The sequence below is a fragment of the Prevotella conceptionensis 9403948 genome (assembly GCF_000312305.1).
Lineage (GTDB): Bacteria > Bacteroidota > Bacteroidia > Bacteroidales > Bacteroidaceae > Prevotella > Prevotella conceptionensis.
Genome location: NZ_HE999444.1, coordinates 99,075 through 125,279, shown reverse-complemented (window position 1 = coordinate 125,279; position 26,205 = coordinate 99,075). Strand labels below are relative to the sequence as shown.

General features: G+C 47.5%; 19 protein-coding genes and 1 pseudogene. 10 read left to right on the top strand and 10 right to left on the bottom strand.

Going from position 1 to position 26,205, the window contains the following annotated elements:
- Positions 1-527: pseudogene (locus BN93_RS02685) on the bottom strand (oxaloacetate decarboxylase); the annotation flags it as partial.
- Between the two features lie 305 nt (positions 528-832).
- Between BN93_RS02685 and BN93_RS02680 the strand changes: the two are divergent.
- The 3 genes from BN93_RS02680 to BN93_RS02670 all read left to right on the top strand — a co-directional run bounded on the left by BN93_RS02680 (position 833) and on the right by BN93_RS02670 (position 6,158).
- The gene (locus BN93_RS02680) at positions 833-3,658 is read left to right on the top strand and encodes a putative LPS assembly protein LptD (protein ID WP_019186815.1); all 2,826 of its coding nucleotides are present in this window, start codon (positions 833-835) and stop codon (positions 3,656-3,658) included.
- A 34-nt stretch (positions 3,659-3,692) separates the two neighbouring features.
- A complete protein-coding gene (locus tag BN93_RS02675) occupies positions 3,693-4,865 on the top strand; it encodes a trans-sulfuration enzyme family protein (RefSeq protein WP_019186814.1) in 1,173 nt (390 codons plus the stop codon).
- A 114-nt stretch (positions 4,866-4,979) separates the two neighbouring features.
- Positions 4,980-6,158, top strand: coding sequence for a MalY/PatB family protein (locus tag BN93_RS02670; protein WP_019186813.1), 1,179 nt, complete (start codon positions 4,980-4,982; stop codon positions 6,156-6,158).
- 85 nt (positions 6,159-6,243) lie between these two features.
- Here the strand turns inward: BN93_RS02670 and BN93_RS02665 are convergent, their stop codons facing one another.
- Positions 6,244-6,948, bottom strand: a complete 705-nt coding sequence (locus BN93_RS02665) for a DNA alkylation repair protein (protein ID WP_019186812.1) — start codon at positions 6,946-6,948, stop codon at positions 6,244-6,246.
- Between the two features lie 1,812 nt (positions 6,949-8,760).
- Here BN93_RS02665 and BN93_RS02655 point away from each other — a divergent pair.
- The 4 genes from BN93_RS02655 (at position 8,761) to BN93_RS02640 (ending at position 13,004) form a co-directional block, all read left to right on the top strand.
- Positions 8,761-8,982, top strand: a complete 222-nt coding sequence (locus tag BN93_RS02655) for a DUF4492 domain-containing protein (RefSeq protein WP_009230323.1) — start codon at positions 8,761-8,763, stop codon at positions 8,980-8,982.
- 110 nt (positions 8,983-9,092) lie between these two features.
- Positions 9,093-10,655, top strand: a complete 1,563-nt coding sequence (locus BN93_RS02650; protein WP_019186807.1) for a cytochrome ubiquinol oxidase subunit I — start codon at positions 9,093-9,095, stop codon at positions 10,653-10,655.
- 256 nt (positions 10,656-10,911) lie between these two features.
- Positions 10,912-12,054, top strand: coding sequence for a cytochrome d ubiquinol oxidase subunit II (locus BN93_RS02645; protein WP_019186806.1), 1,143 nt, complete (start codon positions 10,912-10,914; stop codon positions 12,052-12,054).
- Positions 12,055-12,314: 260 nt separating this feature from the next.
- The gene (locus BN93_RS02640) at positions 12,315-13,004 is read left to right on the top strand and encodes a peptidylprolyl isomerase (RefSeq protein WP_019186805.1); all 690 of its coding nucleotides are present in this window, start codon (positions 12,315-12,317) and stop codon (positions 13,002-13,004) included.
- 184 nt (positions 13,005-13,188) lie between these two features.
- Here the strand turns inward: BN93_RS02640 and BN93_RS02635 are convergent, their stop codons facing one another.
- From BN93_RS02635 to BN93_RS02620, 4 genes are all read right to left on the bottom strand, one after another.
- Positions 13,189-14,292 carry an Mrp/NBP35 family ATP-binding protein gene (locus BN93_RS02635; protein WP_019186804.1) on the bottom strand — a complete coding sequence of 368 codons (1,104 nt, stop codon included), beginning with the start codon at positions 14,290-14,292 and terminating at the stop codon, positions 13,189-13,191.
- A 165-nt stretch (positions 14,293-14,457) separates the two neighbouring features.
- Complete coding sequence (locus tag BN93_RS02630; protein WP_019186803.1) at positions 14,458-15,759, bottom strand: acyloxyacyl hydrolase; 1,302 nt, start codon at positions 15,757-15,759, stop codon at positions 14,458-14,460.
- Positions 15,760-15,769: 10 nt separating this feature from the next.
- The gene (locus tag BN93_RS02625; RefSeq protein WP_019186802.1) at positions 15,770-16,462 is read right to left on the bottom strand and encodes a DUF421 domain-containing protein; all 693 of its coding nucleotides are present in this window, start codon (positions 16,460-16,462) and stop codon (positions 15,770-15,772) included.
- Between the two features lie 279 nt (positions 16,463-16,741).
- Positions 16,742-17,704, bottom strand: coding sequence for a hypothetical protein (locus BN93_RS02620; protein ID WP_019186800.1), 963 nt, complete (start codon positions 17,702-17,704; stop codon positions 16,742-16,744).
- A gap of 896 nt (positions 17,705-18,600) precedes the next feature.
- Between BN93_RS02620 and BN93_RS02610 the strand changes: the two genes are divergently transcribed.
- On the top strand, positions 18,601-20,154 hold the full coding sequence (locus BN93_RS02610; protein ID WP_044259636.1) for a thiol-activated cytolysin family protein: 1,554 nt from the start codon (positions 18,601-18,603) through the stop codon (positions 20,152-20,154).
- A 326-nt stretch (positions 20,155-20,480) separates the two neighbouring features.
- Here the strand turns inward: BN93_RS02610 and BN93_RS02605 are convergent, their stop codons facing one another.
- A complete protein-coding gene (locus BN93_RS02605) occupies positions 20,481-21,050 on the bottom strand; it encodes an HD domain-containing protein (protein ID WP_019186796.1) in 570 nt (189 codons plus the stop codon).
- Between the two features lie 182 nt (positions 21,051-21,232).
- Here BN93_RS02605 and frr point away from each other — a divergent pair, with 182 nt between their 5' ends.
- Positions 21,233-21,793: a ribosome recycling factor gene (gene frr / locus BN93_RS02600; protein ID WP_019186795.1), complete on the top strand. Its 561-nt coding sequence runs from the start codon at positions 21,233-21,235 to the stop codon at positions 21,791-21,793.
- A 20-nt stretch (positions 21,794-21,813) separates the two neighbouring features.
- Positions 21,814-22,746 (top strand): ribosome small subunit-dependent GTPase A, encoded by a 933-nt coding sequence (gene rsgA, locus BN93_RS02595; protein WP_019186794.1) that lies wholly within the window; start codon positions 21,814-21,816, stop codon positions 22,744-22,746.
- Between the two features lie 376 nt (positions 22,747-23,122).
- Here rsgA and mnmA read toward each other — a convergent pair whose 3' ends face one another.
- The 3 genes from mnmA to BN93_RS02575 all read right to left on the bottom strand — a co-directional run.
- On the bottom strand, positions 23,123-24,199 hold the full coding sequence (mnmA, locus tag BN93_RS02590; RefSeq protein ID WP_019186793.1) for a tRNA 2-thiouridine(34) synthase MnmA: 1,077 nt from the start codon (positions 24,197-24,199) through the stop codon (positions 23,123-23,125).
- A 1,353-nt stretch (positions 24,200-25,552) separates the two neighbouring features.
- Positions 25,553-25,834, bottom strand: a complete 282-nt coding sequence (locus BN93_RS02580; RefSeq protein ID WP_019186791.1) for a GNAT family N-acetyltransferase — start codon at positions 25,832-25,834, stop codon at positions 25,553-25,555.
- Between the two features lie 111 nt (positions 25,835-25,945).
- Positions 25,946-26,205 (bottom strand): hypothetical protein (locus BN93_RS02575; RefSeq protein WP_044259632.1); only part of this gene is annotated, 260 nt, incomplete at its 5' end.

Sequence of the window (26,205 nt, the reverse complement as noted above, 5' to 3'; positions counted from 1 at the left end):
TTGCCCAACAAGGCGGGTTGGCCAATGCCGGCCATGTCTTTAAGGCATATTTCCTTTGCTCCGGCCTCGATAAGTTGGTCGGCAATGTTGCTATAATATTCCAGCGTATGTACGGGCGAAGTGGTAATACAGAGCGTTCCCTGCGGCGTCATGCCTGCCTCGGCCGCCCATTTAATGCTGGGGATGATGTTACGAACGTCGTTCAAGCCGTCGAAAATACGGGGTATGTCCACACCTTGCGCGTGTTTCACCTTATACATCAGCGCACGAACATCGTCGGGCACGGGGTACATTCGCAAAGCGTTCAGTCCACGGTCTAGCATGTGGGTCTTTATGCCCACCTCATTAAAAGGCTTACAGAATGCTCGCACACCCTCGTTGGGGTTTTCACCTGCAAGCAGGTTAACCTGCTCGAAGGCACCGCCGTTGGTTTCCACACGCGAGAAACATCCCATTTCAATAATCACGGGAGCGATGCGCTCCAATTGGTCTTTGCGTGGCTGAAACTTTCCGGAGCTTTGCCACATGTCTCGATAAACAAGACTGAATTGTATTTTCTTTTTTCATAAGTTGCTTATACAAATTACTATAAGTGGATAATATAGCGGTGCAAAATTAGATAAAAAAAATCAAATACGGCCCATTGCTTTGAAGTTTTTGCAGATAGTTAGCATTGCTTGGCGAGCAAAGGGGGCAACAAGCATGCCACCAAATGCCATGCGCTGCACCGCAGATGACACCCGCCCCACCCCATAAAAGCAGCGCGAACAAGTGTTAAAAAGGGATAAGAGCAAGAAGGTTCACCATTTATTCGTTAATTTTGTAGCCTAGAATGCGAAGAAAATCGTTAATTGCCTTGTTGCTGTTTGCCGTCATATTTGTGACGGCGGGGGTCTATACACCCTACGCACAGCGAAAAAAAACGCCCAAGACGGCTGCCGAGAGGCAGGCCGACTCCATCAGGCGCGACTCGTTGGAACGTGTGGCCAACGACACGACACGCATGGATTCGCTGCAACGAGCCATCTATCGACACAACAAACAGGTGGACGACTCCATCCGCCGCGACTCGATTAACCGACAAAAGAAAAACGGAATAGACGCCCCCGTGGTTTATTCGGGCAACGATTCGCTGGTTTACAACGCCAATTCGAAAATGGCTTACCTCTATGGTTCGGCAAAAGTGAAGTACGAAAACATGGACTTGGCCAGCGAACGCATACGCATCAGCACAGACAGCAGCGTGGTACACGCCACTGGCGCGCCCGACAGCACAGAAAAAGGCGGCATTAAAGGCAAGCCCGTTTTCAACATGGGGTCCGACAAGTACAACAGCGACACCATGGCCTTTAACTTCAAATCGAAAAAAGGACTTATCAAGGAAGTGCACACACAGCAACAAGAGGGTTTTCTTTTCGGAGAAAAAGCCAAACGCGATGCCAATGGCGACATCTATCTTCAACACGGACGATACACCACTTGCGATAAGGATTGTCCCGATTTCTACATTGCCCTTTCGCGTGCTAAGGTGCGTCCGGGTAAGGATGTCGTGTTCGGCCCTGCCTACCTTGTGGTGGCCGATGTGCCGTTACCCCTGGCCATTCCCTACGGTTTTTTTCCCTTTACCAAGAAATACAGCAGCGGCTTTATCATGCCTACTTACGGCGACGAGAGCGAACGCGGCTTTTACCTGCGCGACATAGGTTATTATTTCGCCCTCGGCGACAAGTGGGACTTGAAACTTTTGGGCGAAATATACACTAAAGGTTCGTGGGGTATATCGGCTGCAACAAACTATCGCAAGCGTTATCGCTACAACGGCAGTTTCTATTTTAGCTACCAAAACACCAAGACGGGCGACAAGGGACTGCCCGATTACTCGTCGCAAACCAGCTTTAAGCTGCAATGGAGCCACCGACAAGACCCCAAGGCCAACCCTTTCAGCGACCTTTCGGGAAGTGTTAACTTTGCCTCCACCAGCTACGAGCGCAACAACATGAACAGCCTTTACAACCCGCAAGCGCTTACACAGAGTACCCGAACATCGTCGGTAAGTTGGAGTACGCGCTTTTCGAGCATCGGACTAACGCTCAGCGCAACGGGAAACCTCTCGCAAAACATGCGCGACTCGAGCATCGCACTCACTCTTCCCGACCTCAACATCTCCATTGCGCGCTTTAATCCCTTTAAGCGCAAGCACGCCGTGGGTAAGGAACGCTGGTACGAAAAGATTTCAATGAGCTACACCGGACAGCTAAGCAACTCGATAAACACGAAAGAAGACCGCCTGCTGCACTCGAATTTGGTAAAGGATTGGCGCAACGGAATGATGCACAGCGTGCCTATCAGCGGGTCGTTTACGCTGTTCAACTACCTCAGCCTCAACCCATCGTTGTCGTTTACCGACCGTATGTACACCAATAAGATTAACCGTTCGTGGGACATTGCCCAACAAAAAGAACTCCGCGACACCACTTATGGTTTCCACAACGTGTACGACTGGCGCATGAGCGTATCGGCCAACACCAAGCTTTACGGCTTTTGGACACCCAGTCGCAAGCTGTTTGGCGATAAGATTGTGGCCATTCGCCACGTCTTCACGCCGCAAGTGAGTTTCAGTTACGCTCCCGACTTCGGCTCTGCGCGTTACGGATACTACGCCACTTACCAAAAGACAGATGCCGCGGGCAACGTTTCGCTTGTTGAATACTCGCCTTTCGAGGGTTCGCTCTTTGGCGTACCAGGCCGAGGAAAAACGGGTAGCGTATCGTTCGACGTCGGAAACAACATCGAAATGAAAATAAGGTCCGACAAAGATTCAACCGGATTTAAGAAGATTTCACTCATCGATGAGCTGGGTGCATCCATGTCGTACAACATGGCGGCCGAAAGCAGACCGTGGAGCGACCTTAGCATGCGCCTTAGATTAAAGTGGTGGAAGAACTACACGTTCAGCATGAACGCCGTGTTTGCCACCTATGCCTACGAATTAGACAAAGACGGAAACCCATACGTGGGCACGCATACCGAGTGGGGGCGCGGTAGGTTTGGCCGTTTCCAAGGCATGTCGCAAAACGTTTCGTTTACACTTACGCCCGAAAAACTGGCTAAGCTGTTCGGCAAAAAGGCGAAAGACGACGATAAGAAACCAAACAAAAGCGACGAAGGCATTGATACGAACATAGAAAGCAACATCGACGACGACATGGTTGAAGGACAACGCGGTGCCGCTAATCCTAACGACGGCGGAAAGACCGAGACCGACGAAGACGGATACATGAAATTCTCCATGCCGTGGTCGCTAACCTTTGGTTATGGAGTAACGATGAGCGAGAACACAGACCGCTCCAAGTTCAACTACAAAACCATGCGCTACCCCTATAAGTTTACGCAAACACTCAACATGAGCGGCAACATACGCCTGAGCGAAGGTTGGAACATCAGTTTCTCGTCGGGTTACGACTTCGAAAACAAGAAAATATCCATGACCACGGCCTCGCTACAACGCGACCTTCACTGTTTCAGCATGAGCTGTTCGGTGGTTTTGGCCCCATACACCAGCTACAACTTCACCTTCCGTTGTAATGCCTCCACGCTTACCGATGCCCTTAAATACGACAAGCGCAGTGGCTATGGCAACGCCGTGCAATGGTATTAAAGCAAGTGTAACAACTTCAACTAAACATATAATAATGAGGAAAACAACGCGCGCCATACACCAAGCCTACAAACGCCGCGATGCTTACGATGCCCTGAGCATGCCCGTTTACAACACCGTGGCCTACGAGTTTGACAATGCCCAAACCATGTCCGACGTGTTTTGCGGTCGCATTGCGGCACCCGATTACTCGCGTGTAGGCAACCCGACGGTTGAAAACTTCGAACGCCGAGTAAAGGGCATCACCGGCGCAACAGACGTTGTGGCCTTCAATTCGGGCATGGCAGCCATCAGTGCCGTGTTTATTGCACTGGCCGAACAAGGAAAAAACATCGTCAGTTCGCGCCACATGTTCGGCAACACCTACTCGTTGCTCACCTCCACACTCAAACGTTTCGGCGTAGAAGCGCGCCTGTGCGACCTTACCAAGCCTGCCGAAGTGGAACCTTTACTCGACGACAACACCTGCTGCGTGTACTTAGAAATAATGTCTAACCCACAATTAGAGGTGGTAGACCTGCCGGTTTTGGCGGCATTAGCCCACGCACGGGGCATCCCTGTGGTGGCCGACACCACGCTTATTCCCTTTACCGAGTTCTCGGCAAAGGCTCTCGGTGTGGATGCCGAAGTGGTTTCCAGCACCAAATACATCAGTGGCGGAGCAACATCCTTGGGCGGATTGGTTATTGATTACGGCACATGCGAACGTTTGGGCCATGCCCTACGTGGCGAATTGCTCTTCAACTTCGGTGCCTACATGACTCCCCAAGCGGCCTATCTGCAAACTGTCGGCCTAGAAGTTCTCGATGCACGCTATCGCATTCAGGCCGCCAACGCCCTACAACTGGCCATCCGCATGCAGGCCCTGCCGCAGATTAAACGCGTTAACTACGTAGGACTGCCCGACAATCCCTACCACCACTTGGCCAAAAAGCAGTTTGGCAACACCGCCGGCGCCATGATAACCATCGACTTGGAGAGCAAGGAGGCATGTTTCGACATGATAAACAAGCTTAAACTCATCCACCGCGCCACCAATCTTTTCGACAATCGCACACTGGCCATCCATCCTGCCAGCACCATTTACGGCTCGTTCTCGGACAAAGAACGCCAAGAGATGGACGTGTTGGACACGACTATCCGACTGAGCATTGGATTGGAAGACGTGGACGACCTGTTGGAAGACATCAAACAAGCGTTAGGCTAACTCTTCGGCAAAAGAGCTACCCGCAAACATCATTATTAATCCATAACGACAAAAACGAGGCATATCACTCCCCTCCACCCTTAAAGAGAGGGAGGTGTGAGGCCGACAATTATCATGCACAACTACAACTTCGACCAAATAATCGACCGCAAAGGCAGCGGCGACATCAAGCACGACGCCCTAAAACCACGTTGGGGGCGCGACGACCTTTTGCCCCTTTGGGTGGCCGATATGGACTTTGCCACGCCGCCTTTCATCGTTGATGCCTTACGTAAGCGATTGGAACACCCCATCTTTGGCTACACAACAACGCCCAACGAGCTATGGCAGAGCATCATTGGCTGGCAGCAACGCCAACACCAATGGCAGGTACAACGCGAGTGGCTAACCTACATCCCAGGCATCGTTAAGGGCATCGGTTTTGTAATAAACGTGTTTACACGCCCTGGCGAAAAGGTGATTATACAGCCGCCCGTGTACCATCCGTTCCGCCTTACGCCAATAGCCAACGGGCGCGAAGTGGTGTTCAACCCACTGAAACGCAATGCCGAAGGCTATTACGAAATGGACTTTGACAACCTCGAGGCCGTTTGCGACGAGCAATGCAAGGTATTTGTGCTGTGCAACCCACACAATCCGGCAGGGCAAACATGGTCTAAGGAAACGCTGCAACGCTTGGCCGACTTCTGTTACGAGCGCAACATCCTTGTGATTAGCGATGAGATACACGCCGACATGGCCTTGTTTGGCAATCGCCATACGCCCTTCGCCACCGTGAGCCAGCGTGCGGCAGACATCTCCATCACCTTTGGCGCACCCTCTAAAACGTTCAACATAGCAGGCATTGTCAGTTCGTTTGCCATCGTTCCCAATGCCGAATTGCGCACCAAATTTTTCCGTTGGCTCGCCGCAAACGAACTGAACGAACCCACCATCTTTGCACCTATTGCCACCATTGCGGCCTTTACGCAAGGCGACGAGTGGCGCAAGCAGATGCTGAAATACATTGAGGGCAATGTGCTTTTCGTAGAAGAGTTTTGCAAAAAGCATATCCCAGGTGTTAAACCACTGCGCCCGCAGGCCAGTTTCTTGGTGTGGCTCGACTTTACCGAACTGAAACTAGACCACGCCCAGCTGCTAGACCTATGCGTAGACAAAGCCCATTTGGCCATGAACGACGGCGAAATGTTTGGCCCAGGTGGCGAGTCGCACATGCGATTGAATGTGGGAACGCCTCGCGCCATACTTCAACAGGCCCTTGAACAATTGGCCAAAGCCGTGAAAAGCATGTAGAAAACTATCCCCAAAAGGTACATATACAAAAGTGGAGGGCTGCGTTGGCAACCCTCCACTTTTTCGTTATCCCCCTCTTAATACGTCACCCTTTGCGCATCAGGTGCTTACGCTCTTCGGGCGAAAACTTCTCGATGGCATAGCGCAACATGGTTCGGGGCATCTCCAAGCGATGGCTTTCCACAAACAGCCGAAGTCTTTCCACATCGCGTTTGCCTGCCTCGCGCAACATCCAGCCAATGGCTTTGTGCATCAGGTCGTGCTTATGCCCCATCATTTTCTCGGCCAAGGCGTAAGTATCGTCTAGTTGTCCTTGCCTGATAAAGGCGTAAGTAGACACCATCGCGATGCGGTTATCCCACAACAAAGGGCTTTCGGCTAGCCGATAAAGCAAGTCGCGCGGTTTGTCTAGCAAGTAGGTGCCGATAGTTTCCCACGCGGCCAGGTCCACGAGGTCCCAATTATTGATGTATTGGGTGTTGCTTAAATAGAAGTCTACAAGCTCAGTGCGCGTAGATTCGTTGCCTTTGTTGAACTGAATAGTGAGTATGAACAAGGCGCAAAGGCGCACTTCGTGCCACTCGGACCGAATGAGTTGTTGCAAATCGGCCATTTCCACACCGGCATGTGCCTTAGCCACGCGGCGCGTTTCGGGTACGGTGACGCCCAAAAAGCGGTCGTTTTCGCCGTATTGTCCCTTGCCCGTCTTGAAGAAATAGCTCAAATGTGCTGCTTTCTCTGCACTTCCTTGGGCTTTCAATTCGTTGGTAATGGTGTCTGTTATGTTCATTGTGCGCGAGTATTTAATTCCTATCTGGTTGAAAACATACAACAAAGTTAATGAAGTTGTTTTTACTTTTAATCTTTGTATAAATTGAGAGGTTTTTATTGTCCTTGTGCTACTAAACCAAGATAAACTTTCCTCTCATGTACGAAGTATTGCACAAAGGTACGATAAAATCCTAAATTCTACTGCATTTGTCTGTGGAAAAACGTGGTGATGCCTCAAAAAGGTGACCTGGCGGGAGAACTTTCAATACATGCTTTGCAAGTTGAAAGCATCTTTCCTGTGGCATATAATGAGGAAAAAATAAAGAGCACTTCTTTATGTTTCTTATGTTCTTATGTCAACATGGGCGTGTTTATGTCGAGAAACGAAAAAGAACGTTTTCGTTAATTCAAATGGACAACGTCGAGCTTGCTCGGACATTGCCATGGCGAGAAAACGCACTTTTAGGGGAACAAGAAAAGAACAATTTCCCAAAGGAATTCTCTTTTACTATAAAGCATTATGTAAGGCAACATAGGCTTTTATTCTAAACAAACGTGCCATTCCCCAAACCAACTACTTTCGATTACAAACCCAATTGGCCGTTAACTGCCAGCTTTTAGTCTTTTCCCTAGTGGCCGTTTTCTTTGTTAAATACGATAATTATATTTTACAAAAAGCGTTCTGTTTGCCTGCCCTTCTAGGTAAAAATAAAGCTTTTTTAGCAAGAAAATAGCCGTTTTTTCGGCCTTACGCGTTTTCTTTTACGCCATTTTTTAGAGCAAAACCTGCATTTTGTACCATTTAGCCTTTCTATTTTGGTTGCCAGCTCGTAATTTTTCAAGTCCATTTACCTGCTTTTAGCCCCTAAAAAACCACTTTTTAATGCCCATTTTGCCCTTTTGAGCCATGTTTTTCATGGTAAGAAAGGGTGTTGACCCGTCTCTTCGTGGTGAATTTTTATGCAAATCGCCTCGCGTTTAGCACCATTTTGCACCGCATTTTGCACCATTTTACCTTGCATTTAGCATCAAAACGCAGTGCATTTAGCATCAAAACACAGTGCATTTAGCACCAAAACGCAGTGCATTTAGCACCAAAACGCAGTGCATTTAGCATCAAAACGCAGTGCATTTAGCATCAAATGGCCCAAAAGCTGGTGCAAATTGCGGTTTTATGCAATCTGTATTCATCTTGTTTGCATTTTCAACAACCCCCTTTTTGCATCAAAACCAACCTTCGCGAGAATCGATTTTTTGCGGCAAGGTGGGCGATTGCTGGAGAAAGTGGCCAGTAATAATGTTAAAATATATACTGAAAATAAGACATTTGTATTTGCGAACGTTAGGTTTAGTAAGCAGGTTGGGGTAGTTGTTCTAGTTGTTCTAGCTGTTCTAGTTATCCTAGTTTCACTAGTTATCTTAGTATTCCTAGTTTTCTAGTTATACTAGTCGGACTCGTTCATCAGCAGGCATAGCCATTTTTTATTTAGTTAGTTAACAAGTTAACAAGTTGACGAGATAACAAGTTTGTAGGCGCAGCCATTTTTTTCACCTTTTCACCTTTTCACCCTTTCACCTTTAAAAGGCTCAGCCATTTTTTTCACCCTTTCACCTTTTCACCCTTTCACCTTTAAAAGGCGCAGCCATTTTTTCACCCTTTCACCCTTTCACCTTTTCACCTTTTAAAAGGCGCAGCCATTTTTTCACCTTTTCACCTTTAAAAGTCCCTTTCACCTTTAAAAGTATTTTTCTTTGGTAAAATAATGTCTGTATTGCGCACATCGTTACGATATTTTTATTATATTTGCACATTGTAAACATTACAATAAGAATGAACAAGAAAAGCTTTTGGTATCGCGCGTTCGACCTTTACTATGATGGTTTTAGGAGCATGACATTGGGTAAGAAGTTGTGGTTGGTGATATTCATCAAGCTCTTCATCATGTTTGCCATCCTCAAAGTGTTTTTCTTTCCCAACTTTTTGAAAGCAAATGCACCCAAAGGAGGGGAGGCCGACTATGTGTCGCGCACGCTAGACCAACGCCAAAAATAGTGGTGGCTATTGTAAACCAGGGCAACTGGGCATGGCGAAGACTGGCAGACGGAACGCCCCAAAAAGGCAAATCGCACAACACAAGGAAATAATAATCATTAAAATAAACTATGTTCAATCAACTATTTCTAGACATTTCAACGGGTACGATAGACTGGTCGCGCGCGCAGTTCGCCCTTACGGCCATGTACCATTGGCTCTTTGTGCCCCTTACGCTTGGCCTTGCCGTTATCATGGGCATTGCCGAGACCTGCTATTATCGCACCAAAAAGCAGTTTTGGAAAGATGTGGCGCACTTTTGGCAGAAACTATTCGGTATTAACTTTGCTATGGGCGTGGCCACTGGCATTATCTTGGAGTTTCAGTTCGGCACCAATTGGAGCAACTACTCGTGGTTTGTAGGCGACATCTTTGGTGCGCCCTTGGCCATAGAAGGCATTGTGGCCTTCTTTATGGAAAGTACGTTTGTGGCTGTGATGTTCTTCGGATGGAAAAAGGTTTCGCCAGGTTTCCACCTTGCATCAACATGGCTCACAGGTATCGGCGCAACCATTTCGGCTTGGTGGATATTGGTGGCCAATGCTTGGATGCAATATCCCGTGGGTTGCGAGTTCAATCCCGACACCATGCGCAACGAGATGGTAAGTTTCGCAGATGTGGCCTTGTCGCCCTTTGCCATTGATAAGTTCTGCCACACGGTAACCTCTTCGTGGATTGTAGGAGCCGTATTTGTTGTGGCAGTAAGTGCCTATTATCTGTTGAAGAAACGCGAAATGGAACTGGCCAAGCAAAGCATGAAGATAGCCGCTTGCGTTGGTTTTGTGGCTTCGGTGCTCGCAGCAATGACGGGACACCATTCTGCCACGCTCGTTGGTAAGGTTCAGCCCATGAAACTGGCTGCCATGGAGGCACTATGCAAGGGTGGCGAGAGCCAAAGCCTTACTGCAATTGCTTTGGTTAACCCCTTTAAGCAGCACGATTATCGTTCAGGCGAAGAGCTTGCATGCCATGTTTCTATTCCTTATGCCCTCTCAGTGATGGCTACTCACACCGCGCATGGTTTTGTACCTGGTGTTAACGACCTGCTGGATGGTTATGTTAAGGCCGACGGAACGCGCGAACCGTCGGTGGCAGAGAAGATGGTGATGGGTAAGGCAGCCGTAAATGCCCTGATGGTGTATCGTAAAGCCAAAAAGGCGGGCGACGAAACAACCGCTCAGAAGGTGTTGCCCATCATCAAAGCCAATATGAAATACTTTGGATATGGTTACGTAGAGAAGGAAGAACAGGTGGTGCCCTACATTCCACTTGCTTTCTGGTCGTTCCGTTTGATGGTAGGCTTGGGTTCGTTCTTCGTGCTTTTCTTTGCTGTTCTCACCTTTTTCAGCTATCGCAAAGACCTGTCGCGCTATCGTTGGCTACTTATTTTGGGGATATGCACCTTGCCGATGGGCTACATCGCCACAGAGGCAGGTTGGGTTTTGGCCGAGTTGGGTCGCCAGCCGTGGACCATTCAAGACATGTTGCCCACCTGGGTGGCCGTAAGCGACGTTAGTCCAGCCTCTATTGCCACAACCTTCTTTCTCTTCTTGGGTTTGTTTACCACGCTGCTTGTGGTAGAAATAAGCATCATGGTTAAACAAATTAAGAAGGGTCCTGAGTACGGAAAATAAAAAGCCTCACCCTCAACCCCTCTCCAAAGGGAGAGGGGCGTGGATAGCTTTGCTACTTTAAAGGAGGGGTTAAGCTTAATGCGTTGGGGCTTGCGTCTGTAAGAAATCTAGGTTCCCCAAGAAACCTGGGGCTAGGATTTCTAGGAAATCTTGGGAAACTAAGATAGCAAAAACATGCGCGGCTTTGTGGGCGTTAGCCATCTTTTCACCCTTTCAGCTTTTCCCTCTTCCCCTTTAACAGAATAAATAATTTATTATGTCATACGAATTTTTGCAACATTATTGGTGGTTCTTGGTGTCGCTCCTAGGCGCATTGCTGGTGTTCCTGATGTTTGTTCAGGGCGCAAACACCCTTATATTTACCCTTGGCAAGACCGAGAACGAACGCCGGTTGGTGGTTAATTCCACTGGCCGAAAGTGGGAATTTACCTTTACTACGTTGGTGGTATTTGGTGGTGGTTTCTTTGCATCGTTCCCTTTGTTTTATAGTACCAGCTTTGGCGGTGCCTATTGGCTTTGGATGATTATACTTTTCTCGTTTGTTATTCAAGCCGTTAGCTACGAATTCCAAAACAAGTTGGGCAATCTCTTGGGCGTTCGCACCTTCCAAACATTCCTAATCATCAACGGCGTCGTAGGGCCGATACTCTTGGGCGGTGCTGTGGCCACGTTCTTCAACGGCTCTAACTTCGTTGTAGATAAAGGTAACATTACGGCTATGGCGCAACCAGTGATTAGCCGTTGGGCCAATGGCAGTCATGGGCTAGATGCTTTACTCGACTTGTGGAACGTTGTTTTGGGCGTAGCCGTGTTCTTCTTGGCGCGCGTATTGGGTTTGCTGTATATTATTAATAATGTGGTGCACGAGGCAATCTTAACTCGCGCTCGTAAGCAACTGCGCCTTTGTACGGTGGTGTTCTTAGCATTCTTTTTGAGTTTCTTGGTACACGTATTGTTGAAGGATGGCTATGCTTACGACCCACAAACGGGCCTTATCTTTGTGCAACCCTTTAAGTATCTGCACAATCTCACCACGATGTGGTATCTAACCCTCGTGCTTTTGGTGGGCGTTGTGTCGCTACTCTACGGCATTGTGCGTACCCTTCGCGACCCCAACTTTAAGCGTGGCATCTGGTTTGGCGGTGTTGGCGTGGTGTTGGTGGTGTTGGTTCTGCTGCTTTGTGTAGGTTGGAACAACACGGCTTACTATCCTTCTAACGCCGATTTGCAAAGTTCGCTCACCATTGCCAATAGCTCTGGCAGCGAGTTTACGCTAACAGCCATGTCGGTTGTGTCGTTACTTATCCCCTTCGTATTGGCTTATATCTTTGTCGCTTGGCGTGCCATAGACCGCAAACCCATTACCGAAGACGAGATAATGAACGGCGAAAGCTATTAAAGTGAGTGGTGAGGAGTTGAGATTATGAGGTTTTGAGTTGGTAAGTTTATGAGTTTATGAGGTTTTGAGTTGGTGTGCTTATCGGTTAGTGAGCGATGAATGCTGAACGTGATGAGCCAAACTTACCACCTTATAAACACACAAACTTATAAAGTGACCAACTCAAAACCTCACCAACTCAAAACCTCATAAACTTATAATCTCAACATCTCACCAACTTATAAACTCAGAAAACCTTATAAACTTACAAACTTAAAGTTATGAAAAAAGCATTGTTTACCTTAGTTTGCGCCATGTTTTGCATGATGGCTAGGGCGCAAACGCAGGCCGATACGGTTCGGCATCAGGTGTTGCTAGAAACCAATATGGGCAACATCCGCGTGGTTTTGTATAACGAAACGCCTAAACATCGCGACAATTTTATACGGCTTGTGAAGTCGGGTTATTACAATGGAACCCTTTTTCACCGAGTAATAGAGAACTTTATGATACAAGGTGGCGACTCCACTTCGCGCCATGCGGCCTTCGGAGAGCCTACTGGTGGCTACTCGCCCGACTATACTGTGCCTGCCGAAATCGTGTTTCCAACGTATTATCACAAGCGTGGCGCATTGGCAGCTGCGCGGGAAGGCGACGATGTTAACCCCAAATGGGAGTCGTCTTCGGCTCAATTCTATATCGTTTACGGCAAACGTATGACCGATTATCAGCTCGATGCCGTGCAGGCGAAGTTGGATTTGAGAACCAACGGCAGTGTAAAGCTGACGCCCGAACAACGCGAAACCTACTTTAAGAAAGGCGGAACACCACACCTCGACGGCACTTATACGGTATTTGGAGAAGTGGTTGAAGGGATGGACGTGGTAGAAAAGATACAGAAAACGCCCTGCGACGAGCGTAGTAGGCCTTTCGAAGACATGAAGATTATTAAAGCTGTGGTGGTGAAGTAAGGGTGAATGCAATGCGGCAGGCCATTGATAAGGCCTGACTGCAAACGGAAATGGGGCGTTTGTTGAACCCCCTTTTACATAAAATGCGTTTCTAGGCACGGCAAGATGCAATATGATTTGCGTGTTGCCGTGCCAAGAAACGCACTTTTTTGTTCAGGCTAACGAGCCGTGGGGTGGTGTTGGTTTATCCTTTCTTCACCTCAACAATCTTTGTGGGAGCCTGCTCCTTGTTTCGTCTGTTGGTAACAGTAACCACAGCTTGCGCCAAGTTTATGAAGGCTTGGCCCGTTATAGTGTCGGCATCCAACGCCGCCGGCGTACCCTTGTCGCCGTTTTCGCAGATACTTTGAACCAGTGGAATTTGCGCCAATAGGGGCGTTTCCATTTCGTCGGCCAGTTGTTTAACGCCTTCTTTGCCAAAGATGTAATACTTGTTTTGGGGCAATTCGGCAGGTGTAAACCACGCCATGTTCTCAACAAGGCCCAATATAGGCACATTCACCTTTTCGTTTCGGTACATGTCGATACCTTTTCGCGCATCGGCCAAGGCCACGCTTTGTGGCGTACTGACGATAACCGCGCCTGTAATGGCTAGCGTTTGCAGCAAGGTGAGGTGTATGTCGCTCGTTCCCGGCGGCGTATCGAGTATGAAATAGTCCAGCTCTCCCCAGTCGGCGTCGGCTATAAGCTGTTTCAATGCATTGCTAGCCATACTTCCGCGCCACAGCGTAGCCGTCTCGGCGTTTACGAAAAAGCCGATGCTAAGTAGCTTAACGCCATATTGTTCGATGGGTTCGATAAGGTCGCGGCCGTCTACCTTTGAAGCGTATGGTCGCGCTTGTTCAACGTTGAACATCTTAGGCATTGACGGACCGAAGATGTCGGCATCCAACAAGCCCACCTTATAGCCCAATCGGGCAAGTGCAATAGCAAGGTTTGCCGACACTGTGCTTTTGCCAACACCACCCTTACCCGAACTAACGGCAATGATGTTTTTTACTTGTGGCAGTAGCTTTCCCACTTCGGGGCGTGGCTTAGAGGCAAATTCGGTTTTTATTTCCACTTCTACATCGGGGCTTACATGGTAGTGTATGGCCGCCTCTGCCGCCTTGATGGTCGACTTTAAGAAAGGGTCGGTCTCCTTGGGGAAGAGTAATGTGAAGCTTACTTTCATGCCGTCAATGTGTATGTCGTCGGCAAGCATATCGCTTTCAATGATATTCTTTTTCGTTCCGGCGTACATCACTGTGGCCAATGTGTCTTTTATCAGTTTGGGATATAATGTCATGATGTTTTTGTTGTTTCGTTATGCAAATGTAAGTATAAATTGGGTATGCGCCAAACAAAAGGCAGAAATCTGCTAATCGGCCTCTCCCCCCGAGCCCTCTTCAAGGGGATAGGGGAGTGGTATGCCATGTTGTTATGGCCTAAGCCCCCTTTCCTTATTCGTAATTTACAAGCGGATGGGCACGCCAACCACCACTTCCGTCAGGTCGGCTTTGGTTTTATGCGCCTTTACGTTCACGCCAATCGTAAGCCCATTGAGCCAAGGCAAGGCGTAATGCAGGCCAATGCGTTCGTAATATGGTGTTTCGTTTATCTTAGCATTGGCTCCCATTCGGCGATAAAGGTAAACGCCGAGCGACACAGCCAGCGACAGTCGCCCATAATGCGCCTCGTGTTTGGCTGCTAAGCCAAAAGAGAATGGCGAGTGACGGAGATTGTGCCCGGCTTGTTGGTCTAATTCTTCCACACGACGTGCATACATTCCATAAAACGCGTCTAGGCCCACGCCTGATGACCAACGGCGTGCGTAACGCCACATCAAATCGGCTTGTAACGAGTAGGCGACGTAGATGCGAAAGCGTTCTGTGCGGTAGTCGGGATGCCCAGGTGGCGTTCCAAACTGCGTTAACAGCCAGTCTTCGAGCAACGTTTTCGCCCCCACGCCTGCCGCGAAGTTGAGGTACATACCCCGTTCGAATGGCTTTTTGCTGTGTGTTTGCGTTGTGCGCAATGTTTGTTCGTAGTAAGGCGTGTACAGCAAAGCCAGCGATGCGCCCAAGGTGTTGCTGCCCTTATTGGGGCGATAAAGGGCACCATTGCTGTGGTGTACAAACTCTAACGATGCTCGTAACCCCCATTTTGGGGCGAAATGGAAGGTGTGGTGCAGGCCTGCGGCAAAGTAAATGGAGGCATGCGACCCGATAAACTCGTTGTCGATGGCGTTCTCCTTATTATATATAGACGACGAAAAGCCCACGCCGCCACTGAGCGAATAGGCCGTTTCCCATGTTCGCGAGCGGTGAAGAGGGCGATAAAAGGTGGTGTAGAGCGAGAGTGTATTGCCCAAAGGCGACTCGTAGGGCACGGGAACAAGCAGTCCCCAATCGGCATCGGCCTCGCGATGTAGCCTTACGGCGTTGTTAAATGTGTAGCGTAGGCCAAAGGCGAAGGTGGGATTGCCATAGTCGACGGCAAAGAAGTCGCTGTCTTTGGGCAGCGGAGCGTGCAACAATTCGAGGGCAACAGAAAGGTTATCGCCCCGTTTAAGCCATTTCTTCACATATTGGTCGGCTGCCACCACATTTCCTTTCATGGCCGAAAGGCTCACGCCCCATCGCGAAACGCTATCCGTTTGTTGGGCAAAGGCAGTAGCGAACGCCAATGTAAGTGTGCACAAAGTTATGCCGAGTCTTATCGTTCTTTGCTTTGTGCCGTTTGGTTTTCTCCTTTCTTCGTTTGCAAAAAGCATTATCACATCGTTAGTTAAGCACCTCTTGCGCAATCTCTTCGGCAGCAATTTCCTCACTTCCGCGTGTTACGTCGCCGTTCTTCGCTACAAGGTAGAAACCCTTATTCGGTGTCCACTCCATGCAAAACAGGTTGGTGGGGCCGTCGTAGCCATAGTGCTTGATATGTCTAAGTACCCATTGGCGAGTCTTTCCGCAATGGTACAACGAGCTGTCTACAATGGCGCCGTTGTTCACAAGCAAGTACGAATCGAACACTTTTCCCATTTCCGACACCGTTATGGCACCGTTAGTTTCAAAGCGAACATCGTCTACATCGAACATCGAGAACACACCTTTTTGCCTGAGTAGCAGACGAAACTGTTCCATTTCCAGGCTGTTGCGCTTAAATGCCTTGAAGTTGATGGCTCCACCTTTCACCAGATACACACTGTCGCCCTTGATAAGGCGTCGCAATACCTTGGAACGCATGCAGAAACGGACAAAGAGATTGAAACCGGTCCACACGGCGAGGGCGAAGAGAATGTGCCAAACGCTCATGTCGGGGTTGTAAAGCACACCGCCGACCAGTGCTCCTATGACAAATGCGCTTACCGTATCGAGTGGCGTCAGCTGTGCCATTTGTGCCTTACCTGCAATGCGCAGGAATGTAAGAATACCAATCATGCCTGCTATCAGCTTGACTGCGATTTCGAGATATTGCATAGTTGTAATTGTTTTTATGTTGTGATTTTTGTTTGCAAAGATAGAAAAATGTGCGCAAACATTCATCGTTGTTGGCGTTAAAAACGATGAGTGGTTGTATGATGGTTTGCGTTCTTGTGTTCTTCCTTTTGCCAACCAACTGTGCGGTAATGGGCGCAAGTGCCGTTGCTTGCTTCTTTAGTTTTGTTCAGAAAGAAAGCGATTTCCTTTCGTTCATGTAGGGACATAAATCATATACATTCGTGCGCTTAGCAGCTGGCCACCTCATAAACTCATGCGCTATTTAGCAGACTGCTCTGAATTGAAGGCATTTAAAAGATTGATTCTGCATAAAATTATTTTCTTTTTTGCACCAGAATAACCCAATATATACAGGTTTTCACCATGTAACATACAGTAGGTTGGCGCAGTGGTGAAAGTTTCAGGGTCAATATCATTTGTAAGCACGGGCAAGGGAATGACATCATACATGTCGTTTAGATGATAATTGATGTCATAATGCTTTGCTACCTTTCCGTCTTTATCGGCAAAAGCAAGCGTCCAGCTGGCTTTCCCTGAATTGCCGAACAATCCCCAAAAGATGTTATAGCCGTTCCATGTGCCTTTGTAGTTGCCGTCAAAATCAGGGAACACCAGTTTTGCAGACGGATATAAATAGCTGTCCAATATCTTTTTGCATTCGGAACTGTTGCACATAACATTGTCTTTGTTTTCAATGTCTTCCTTTTTTATCAATCTACCCGAGTCATTAAAGTATGTTGCTTTATAACTGGCATGAAGTGGCTGGCCTATCCTTTGGATTAATACAAACCCAGACTCCTGCATCGCTCCTTCGCACGGCCTGAGTTTGCCAACGTTCAGCTTTACTTTATCAACAGGTCCTTGCCCGCTTTTGTGCATGCGGTATAAAGTTAGGTTTTGATCATTCACCAAGTACACGCTGTCTTTTACTACTTTAAACATCGATAGCTTTGTTGGCAGCGCATCTATTTCTCTTTGGTACACTTTCTTTGTACCTTTAAAGCAAACAACGCTTAGCGGTTTACCTCCCGCAAAGTAGAAAACATCATTATCCGCAACAGAAAAGCCAGACATGAACAACAAATTCCTTGATTGAACGTAGCGACATGCAATTCCATTCTTGCCATTAATGTCGTACTCCCAATGTTTTACCACATTCTCTTGTGCATAACCAACTGAAAATATGGTCAGCAATAACAATAAACCAACATACTTTTTCATAAATAACGATTGCTTTGATATATAATTTAGATAAACTTTCTTGGCTTAGGGATGTTTCAAAAAGTCGTCTTTAATGGCTTTCTTGCTTGTCTCTGAGCGGGTTCTGCTTGCTTATTTGGCGGACATGGTGGGGCTAAACCACAGAAAAGCGGGCATACGCTGCTTGGTAAAAGCAGAAAATAACAAAGCGTTGCTCTGCCAAACAACATAGGGACCTAGTGCGGAGCTTTAAACACCAACGTTTTCGTTAAGCCAAATGAACAATGTCGAACCTGCTCGAACATTGTCATGGCGAGAAAACGCACTTATCGAGGAACGAGAAAAGAACCTTAGTTTAATGCGGTGTAACGTCTTTTTGTTTGATTACCCCTTGAAGGATGGGCATAATAGCTGTTACTTGCATTTGTTGGATGGCAGTGTGTCCTTACTTTATCCTCGTTGCTGCGTTGGCCGGGTAGATGCTCCTCATCATGTACGAAGTGTTTGGCAAAGGTACAATAATTCCTTGAATTATAATTCGTTTGAGGTTACATTTTGCAGAAGTGTTGGTAGGTGCGTGTGCAATAAAGTCTTTCTTTTTTAGCGATTTGCCTTGCGAGAAATGTTGCAACATTGAAAGAACCGTCGTAAGGAAAGGCTCACACGGATGTAACGTTGGGCAAGTTGGGCAGCAACAACGTGGTTGCCTAACATGGTTTTCTTGCAGGGCTGGGTAAGATGGGCGGCAAAAGTAAAGGCGTTTTCTCGTTGTATGACCTCGTAAAGGTACAACCGAAAGTGTTAAAGAGTTGTAATTTAAGTATCGTTTGGCGCAAGGTTTATTAAAAAGCTTAGTTAATAAGGGCAAGTGTAGCAAAACATTTAATTAGAGAATAGTAACTAATATCAAAACAAAAATGAAGAAACTAACATTAAGAAAAGAACTGACAATTGCACTTTCAGTCCTAGTATGTGCCTGTGGCAATGACAAAGACGGGGATTTGGGAACCAACACAGGGAATGGAACTTTCCCAACGGAGATTAACTCGTATGTAAATACCATGCCATCGGTAAAACAGATGGAACCTTTCTCGGAAAGAAAAGTGGGCGATGCCAAACCTGCATCTCTCGGATATGCCTTTGCTGATACAAGAGGAACTTCGGCCAAGGAATACTACGAACAAGCGAAAGAGTTTGAAGAACAACTGCTCTTCTCGGACGATAAGAACGTTTTCTATCCTGGTGCGCTGCTGCGGGCGAAGAGTGTTGTTGATGGAGAATATGATCCTATCGAGGCAGACCGCGCTCCAATCATGCTTTCTACCGACCTTCCTGGTAGTTCCGACCCCACTATCAAAATAGAAAACCCCTCGCTTTCGGGCGTAAGAAAGGGTATTAACGAACTGCTTAGCCGTAAATTCAACGCTCCTGCGGCTAACCTCACCTATTCTATCGAGGAGGTTTACGACAAAGCGCACCTCAAAATGGCTATGGGTGGCAACTACAAAGGGGCTGCCAACACCGTTGAGGCAAGTGCGGGTTTCAGCTTTGATAAGGAAAAGAACCGCTTTTTGGTGAAAGTGCAGCAGGTGTTCTATGAATTGAGCATCGACTTGCCCAAGAATCCATCTGACTTCTTTGCCAAGGAATTTGACTATAAGAAGGAGTTTGGCAAAGAAAAGCCCCTGTTCGTCTCTTCCATCAAGTATGGTCGCATCTTGCTTTTGGGCATCGAGACAAATATGACGAAGAAAGAGGCGGAGGCTAAAGTGCAAGCATCTGTGCTGGGCGGAAAGATAGGTGCCAATGCAGAGGCTGCCTACAACGACTTGCTGAAAGAATCTACCATCAAGGGACGTGTTTTGGGTGGCGATGCCAAACTCGGTTCGTTGGCCGCCATCAGCTTGGAGGACGTGAAGAAGTTCATCAGCGAAGGCGCTCGACTGAGTACTGAAAACCCTGGCGCACCAATTGCCTACAAATTAAAGGAACTTGGCACGAACCGTACGTTTAAAACGGTAATCTATTCTAAGTACACTAAGAACGATCCCTATGCAGGCGAGTTCTCGCATGTTAGTTTTGAACTTGTTGTTCAGGACGATTTGAAGTCGTTAGCAGGCAAAAAACTCAATGCAGGTAGGGGTTATGTGCAGTTTGGTACCGACCCTAAGCAACAAGCAGAGTTTCATTTCGACTATTGGAGTAGGTATGCACACTACAATATTCCTAGCTACAAAAGTGGTGAAAAGATTTTTGTGGTGTTCAAAAGAGAAAGGGAAAACGATGGATTTAGGAAAGAATATACCTTTGAAATTCCCCTGTTCGAGCAGCTAGTAAGAGAAGGTAAGAGACTGGGTCATGGAGAAATTAAGAAACTTTACGATACGGAGAAGAACCCTTTGAAGTTGCGCGACACACAAGGAGAGGTAACAATGACCTTTGGCATAGAAAAATTGAAGTTCCATAAGTAACATCATGCTTATGTTAGGCTGCCGATAAGATTGTCGGCAGCCAACAAAGAGCTGAATGAAAGACGATAAAACCAACGGCATAGGGTATGAGGAAACCTCACCTTTGCCAATGGTTAGGCATTCGTTTGCCGTTTCTCTTTAAGAAAGAACCCTGCATCATGTGGGGTTCTTTTCTTTTATTCTCTTGCTTTTGTTCGTTCCTTTTAATCTTTATCGTGTTTGAATGGGGAGATAAAGGCTATGAATTTTGCGGTGTAGCCTAAACGTTTGTTTCCCTATTCGCCCACAAAAGGTACTGAACCAACAGCATCCCATCCCCACAAAGCCTATTTTGCAGCGAGCACCATTGGCGGTTCTCCAAACCTTTCTACCCACGCGCGGAAACGCTCTAACCCATCTTCGCCAAACTTAGCCAGGCTCTTTTCGGCCTGTTCCACCGTTTTTTGGCGGTCGAGTTTGGTCTTGCTGAAAAACTTATCGGCATAGCAAATCAGTTGTTCTTCGAGCGTTTCGGGCAAGAAATCTTGTAAGGGAAGGGGCAAATGTTGCGTTTCGATGGCCTCGCGAGTGATGCCTGCACCCGTATGCCGTTCGCAAACGCGGGCATGGCGCGGCATTCCTTCGGCTCGCAGCATCTCTGCGCCTTGTCGTCCGTGGGCGATATAAGGTTCCGTTCCAAAGCAATGGATTGACGGAGCATCGCAACGCACAATGCCGATGTCGTGCAACATGGCCGCCTCTTCAACAAATTGGAGGTCGAGGCACAGTTCGGGCAGCCGTTTAGCCAAGGCCAAAGCCAAGTCGGCCACACTTCGGCTGTGGGTTATTAGGATGTGTCGCAGCTCGTTGTCGTGCGGATAATATTTGTCGATAACAGCTTGATAACCTGTTTGCATATTCTGTTTCGGTCTTAAATTTCTTTTTAAACGCGAGCAGTCCATATATATTGTACGCACGCATTAAAAACAAGTGTAACTCCATAAAACGTGTGCTTAACCACTTTTTTGCGCCAAACAATTTGGGTTATTGGCGATAATTCTCTAAATTTGTGCTTTAAAATAATTAAGAACTAAGTATTATGATAGACGTAAAGGAAGCATTACAGGATGCGCAAGACCGCATGGAGATGGCGGCGATGTATCTTGAAGAGCAATTGTCGCGCGTTCGTGCAGGTAGAGCTAACGTGGCAATACTCGATGGTGTGCGTGTTGAATCGTACGGCATGACCGTTCCACTGAACCAAGTGGCCAACGTTTCGGCACCCGATGCGCGTACCATCGCCATCAAACCTTTTGATAAAAAGGCCATCCGCGACATTGAAAAGGCCATCATGGACAGCGATGTGGGCATCACGCCAGAGAACAACGGCGAGGTAATTCGCCTCGGAATACCGCAGCCTACCGAAGAGCGGCGCAGGGAATTGACCAAACAATGCAACAAGATTGGCGAAAAATCCAAGATTGAAGTGCGCAACGTGCGTGGCGAAATAAAGGATAAACTGAAGAAGGCCATCAAGGACGGACTGTCGGAAGACAACGAAAAGGATGCCGAAGAGAAACTCCAAAAGCTGCACGACAAGTTCATTAAGAAGATTGACGAACTGCTTGAAGCGAAGAATAAGGAGATAATGACGGTTTAATACCGCGCCAAAGGCACAGCATGCAAGGACTGGTAATAAAGAATACGGGCAGTTGGTACACGGTGAAAACCGACGACGGCCGAATTGTCGACAGCAAGATAAAGGGCAGTTTCAGGCTTAAAGGCATACGCAGCACATCACCTGTGGCTGTGGGCGACCGCGTGCAGCTTGTAACCAACCAAGAGGGCACGGCCTTTATCTCGGCTATCGACGACCGCAAGAACTACATTATACGCAAGTCGTCGAACCTTTCAAAGCAGAGTCACATCCTTGCAGCGAACATCGACCAGGCTTTGCTCATTGTAACCGTTAACCGTCCACAAACTTCCACAACCTTTATCGACCGCTTTTTGGCCTCGGCCGAGGCCTATCGCATACCTGTTGTGCTGGTGTTTAACAAGACCGACCTGCTCGACGACGACGAAATGCGCTACCAACAGATGGTGATGAACCTCTACGAGACGGTTGGTTACCACTGTTTGGCCATTTCGGCAGAGACGGGAGCGGGCGTCGACGAGGTGCGGGCCTTGCTTAAAGGTCGCATTTCACTTTTAAGTGGCAACAGCGGGGTGGGCAAGTCCACCCTCATTAACCGCCTTTTGCCCACGGCGAACCTGCGAACGGCCGAGATTTCGAACGCCCACAACGCAGGAATGCACACCACCACGTTTAGCGAAATGTTGGAATTGCCTGAGGGTGGATGGGTAATCGACACGCCGGGCATCAAAGGTTTCGGCACGTTCGACATCGAGCGCACCGAACTAAGCAGCTATTTTAAGGAGATATTTGCGTTTTCAAAAGGTTGTCGTTTTAACAACTGTACGCATACGCATGAGCCTGGTTGCGCTGTGTTGCAGGCTTTAAACGACCATTATATTGCGCAAAGCCGCTACCAATCGTACCTGAGCATGCTTGACGATAAGGACGAAAGCAAGTATAGGGAGGCGTATTAAAGCCTCACCCCCAGCCCCTCCTTGACAGAGAAAAAAGCCTCACCCCCAGCCCCTCTCCAAGGGGAGAGGGGAGTGATATGCCTTGCTGTTTCAACACTTGTATGGTTACAAGCTCATTAATTAAAGGCTCTTAACCTTACGAACCTTAGTTCTCTTAACCGCACGTGTCCTAGTTCTCATACACTCATTATCCCAAGTTCTTTTAACTGCGCATGCTCTAGTTCTCATATCCTCACGTGCCCAAGTTCTCATGAGCTCACGAGCCTTAGTTCTCTTACCCTCACGAACCTTAGTTCTCTTAACCGCGCATCCTCGCGAACTAGTAAGGCTTTCGGTGCAAAAACACACGGACTTACAAACTCATAAGCTCATAAACTCACCATGCTATTTCAGCAGAGCCAAAGCAGCGGTGGTGTTCTTTATCGTATATAACGCAGAACTGGCCAGGCGCAACGCCTTGCATGGGTTCTTCCGCATGAACGATATAGCCCCCATCGGGTAGCGGTTCTAGTTGTGCGCGATGATATTCGGGCGTGTGCCTAATCTTAAATGTAACGTCAAGACCATCGAGTGGAGCCGTCAGCAGGTGCAAATCGTGCACCTTAAAGTCTTTCTTATAAGCCGTGGCAGGTTCGTAACCCTTACTTACGAACAGCACATTGCGTTCAACATCCTTTTTAACCGCATACCACGGACCACCGCCAAAGCCCAGTCCGTGACGCTGACCAATGGTATGAAACCACAGTCCGCGGTGCATGCCGATTTTCTTTTCCGTTTCCAGTTCCAACACTTCGCCAGGGTTTTCGCCAAGAAAGCGGCGGATGTAATCATTGTAGTTAATCTTGCCAAGAAAACAAATGCCTTGGCTGTCTTTACGCTTGGCATTGATAAGATGTTCGCGTTCGGCAATATCTCTTACCTCGCCCTTCTGGTAATGTCCAATGGGGAAGAGGGCTTTTCGCAGTTGCCAATCGTATATTTGTGCAAGGAAATCGGTTTGGTCTTTCACTGGGTCGGGACTGGTAACCAGCCATTTCTTACCGTCAATCCATTCCGTTTGGGCATAATGTCCCGTTGCGATGAGGTCGTATTCGTGTCCGCGTTTCTCATGAAATGCGCCAAACTTAATCAATCGGTTGCACATCACGTCGGGATTGGGTGTAAATCCCGCCTTCACCTTGTCCATCGTGTAGCGTGTAACTTGCTCCCAATACTCCTTATGGCAGTCAACCACCTCCAATTTGCACCCGAAACGTTTGGCCACAGCCGTAGCCATTTCCAAGTCTTCTTCGGATGCGCAATCCCATTCCTCCGTTTCTTCGGGGCCAATTTTGATGTAAAAGCAATCGGGGTGCAGTCCAAGTTGGTTAAACTCGTACACCACCACCGAACTATCTACCCCTCCCGAGAGTAGCACGGCAATCTTTTTTCCCTGCAATTCGTCGATATTCATGGTTGCAAAGATAGCTAAAAAATGGCGTATTGCCAGCCTTCGGGTGTATGTTTAACGCAGTTTTGCCTGCTCACAAGTACCCTAACGAGGGGCTGCATTGGGAAAACATATACGAAGTGCAGCACAAATCAACTCCCTAACTTATAAACTCTAAAACCCAGCAGCTCCCAAATACATCAACCCATCAACTTAAAAACTTATCAACTCACAACCTCACAAGCTCACAACCTTATCAACTCATCACCTCAAACACACACCAACTCAAAAACACACGCCAACTCAAACACTCACGAACTCATCAAGTCATCAACTCAAAAACCATCTACTCACAATCTTAAAATCTTAAGTTTTATTTTACAATCCTACTCTAAATTATTCTCCGTTCTAGCGAGAATATAGGGTAAAAAGTGGTCAAATTGCCACCATTTCTGGTCTTCTACATCTGTTGTTATGTCTAGATTAAAGAAAAGAACCTGCATTTTGCACCATTTTGCCTTTCTGGTTTGGTTGGCAGCTCATTGTTTGTTACGCCCAATTACCCACTTTTTGGCCCCTAAACCCCGCTTTTTAACGGTTATTTTGCCCTATTTAGCCATGTTTTTGACGGATTTAAAAGGTTTTGTTTATACCATTGCTGTGTATATTTATGCTTTTCGTCTAGCATTTTGCAGCATTTTGCACTGCGTTTAGCACCAAAATGCCTTGCGTTTAGCACCAAAATGCGCTGCGTTTTGCACCAAAACACCTTGCGTTTAGCATCAAAACGTACGGTGTTTAGCACCAAAACGCACCACATTTAGCAGCAAACGGCCTTAAATGTGGTGTAGATGGCGGTTGCTTTAAATAAAAATTCATTTTGTTGCATTCACAGACTACCCCCTTTTTACATCAAAACAAACCTTCGCGAGAATCGATTTTTTGCGGCAAGATGAGCGGTTGGCCGACAGAAAGGGCACTTTTAGTGTTAAATTTCTTGCTGAAAAGATTACAGTGATTGGCGAGTTAACGAGTGGACAGGTGAACAAGTTGACGAGTTAACCAGTTGACAAGTTAACGAGTGGATAGGTGAATGAGTTAATTGTTCTTTTTTCGTTCCCCTAAAAGTGCGTTTTCTCGCCATGACAATGTTAGAGCAAGCTCGACGTTGTTCATTTGGCTTGACGAAAACGTTGTTAAAAGTTTGCTTACGATGCACCCTATGGCTTTCCATATCTAATTTTGTTTGGTTATAAGATGGTAATAGAATTTGTGCAAACAACCGCAAAACGGTTGGTCCGTTTTGCGGTTGTTTGCGCCATGTATCCCTTTGTAGGACATGCCCATTAAAGAAAGCCGTTGTGTAGGATGTAGGGACTAGCCCTTAACATCGTTGTACTTATCGCTCCGCGCAAACTGCACGGTGACAAAAGAACATACGTCTTTTATCTTCTTGTTGTTCTTACGGGCATAATCGGCAGCGGCATCAAGCAGTATTTTGCCAATGCCCTTACCCTTATGTTCGGGCGAAACCACGGTGTGCACGATGGCAAAGTGGTCGGCATCCACCCATTCGTAGCTGATGTAGCCCAGTTTTTCTTCGCCTTCGAAGGCCACAAACTCGCCGTTTTGCTCGTTGTTGGTGTGGTTGATTGTCATTGTTTCTATCCTCCTAAAAAATTATTGGCACCACGAAAGCATGCCATAGTTGTTGTTTATTGTGCGCATACGCCCAATATATATATAAGGTGTAGCGGCATTAGTACAAGCCTACCCCACCGTGGGTGCTGGCTTATTCTCGATGGCGCGCAACACTTTAACGGCATCGCCAACCGTTGGCACGGCCGAAACGTGCATCATTCGGCGGCCCTTTATCTCCTTCAAGTCGCAACGGCGTGGATTATTGGCGATGTAAGTCAGCACGTTGTCGAAGGCCTTCGACCGATAGTAAGCGCTGTTGGGGTTGCTAACAAACTGCATGAGCATGCGCCCTTGTTTAAGCATTATCTTCTCGCAGCCTAATCGTTTGC

What these genes read in the sequence shown, in the direction of transcription:
- BN93_RS02680 (WP_019186815.1), top strand. Translation starts at nt 833, where the DNA reads ATGCGAAGAAAATCGTTAATTGCCTTGTTGCTGTTTGCCGTCATATTT.
- BN93_RS02655 (WP_009230323.1), top strand. Translation starts at nt 8,761, where the DNA reads ATGAACAAGAAAAGCTTTTGGTATCGCGCGTTCGACCTTTACTATGAT.
- BN93_RS02650 (WP_019186807.1), top strand. Translation starts at nt 9,093, where the DNA reads ATGTTCAATCAACTATTTCTAGACATTTCAACGGGTACGATAGACTGG.
- BN93_RS02640 (WP_019186805.1), top strand. Translation starts at nt 12,315, where the DNA reads ATGAAAAAAGCATTGTTTACCTTAGTTTGCGCCATGTTTTGCATGATG.
- BN93_RS02630 (WP_019186803.1), bottom strand. Translation starts at nt 15,759, where the DNA reads ATGCTTTTTGCAAACGAAGAAAGGAGAAAACCAAACGGCACAAAGCAA.
- BN93_RS02645 (WP_019186806.1), top strand. Translation starts at nt 10,912, where the DNA reads ATGTCATACGAATTTTTGCAACATTATTGGTGGTTCTTGGTGTCGCTC.
- BN93_RS02635 (WP_019186804.1), bottom strand. Translation starts at nt 14,292, where the DNA reads ATGACATTATATCCCAAACTGATAAAAGACACATTGGCCACAGTGATG.
- BN93_RS02580 (WP_019186791.1), bottom strand. Translation starts at nt 25,834, where the DNA reads ATGACAATCAACCACACCAACAACGAGCAAAACGGCGAGTTTGTGGCC.
- BN93_RS02665 (WP_019186812.1), bottom strand. Translation starts at nt 6,948, where the DNA reads ATGAACATAACAGACACCATTACCAACGAATTGAAAGCCCAAGGAAGT.
- BN93_RS02605 (WP_019186796.1), bottom strand. Translation starts at nt 21,050, where the DNA reads ATGCAAACAGGTTATCAAGCTGTTATCGACAAATATTATCCGCACGAC.
- BN93_RS02670 (WP_019186813.1), top strand. Translation starts at nt 4,980, where the DNA reads ATGCACAACTACAACTTCGACCAAATAATCGACCGCAAAGGCAGCGGC.
- BN93_RS02625 (WP_019186802.1), bottom strand. Translation starts at nt 16,462, where the DNA reads ATGCAATATCTCGAAATCGCAGTCAAGCTGATAGCAGGCATGATTGGT.
- BN93_RS02675 (WP_019186814.1), top strand. Translation starts at nt 3,693, where the DNA reads ATGAGGAAAACAACGCGCGCCATACACCAAGCCTACAAACGCCGCGAT.
- rsgA (WP_019186794.1), top strand. Translation starts at nt 21,814, where the DNA reads ATGCAAGGACTGGTAATAAAGAATACGGGCAGTTGGTACACGGTGAAA.
- frr (WP_019186795.1), top strand. Translation starts at nt 21,233, where the DNA reads ATGATAGACGTAAAGGAAGCATTACAGGATGCGCAAGACCGCATGGAG.
- mnmA (WP_019186793.1), bottom strand. Translation starts at nt 24,199, where the DNA reads ATGAATATCGACGAATTGCAGGGAAAAAAGATTGCCGTGCTACTCTCG.
- BN93_RS02620 (WP_019186800.1), bottom strand. Translation starts at nt 17,704, where the DNA reads ATGAAAAAGTATGTTGGTTTATTGTTATTGCTGACCATATTTTCAGTT.
- BN93_RS02610 (WP_044259636.1), top strand. Translation starts at nt 18,601, where the DNA reads ATGAAGAAACTAACATTAAGAAAAGAACTGACAATTGCACTTTCAGTC.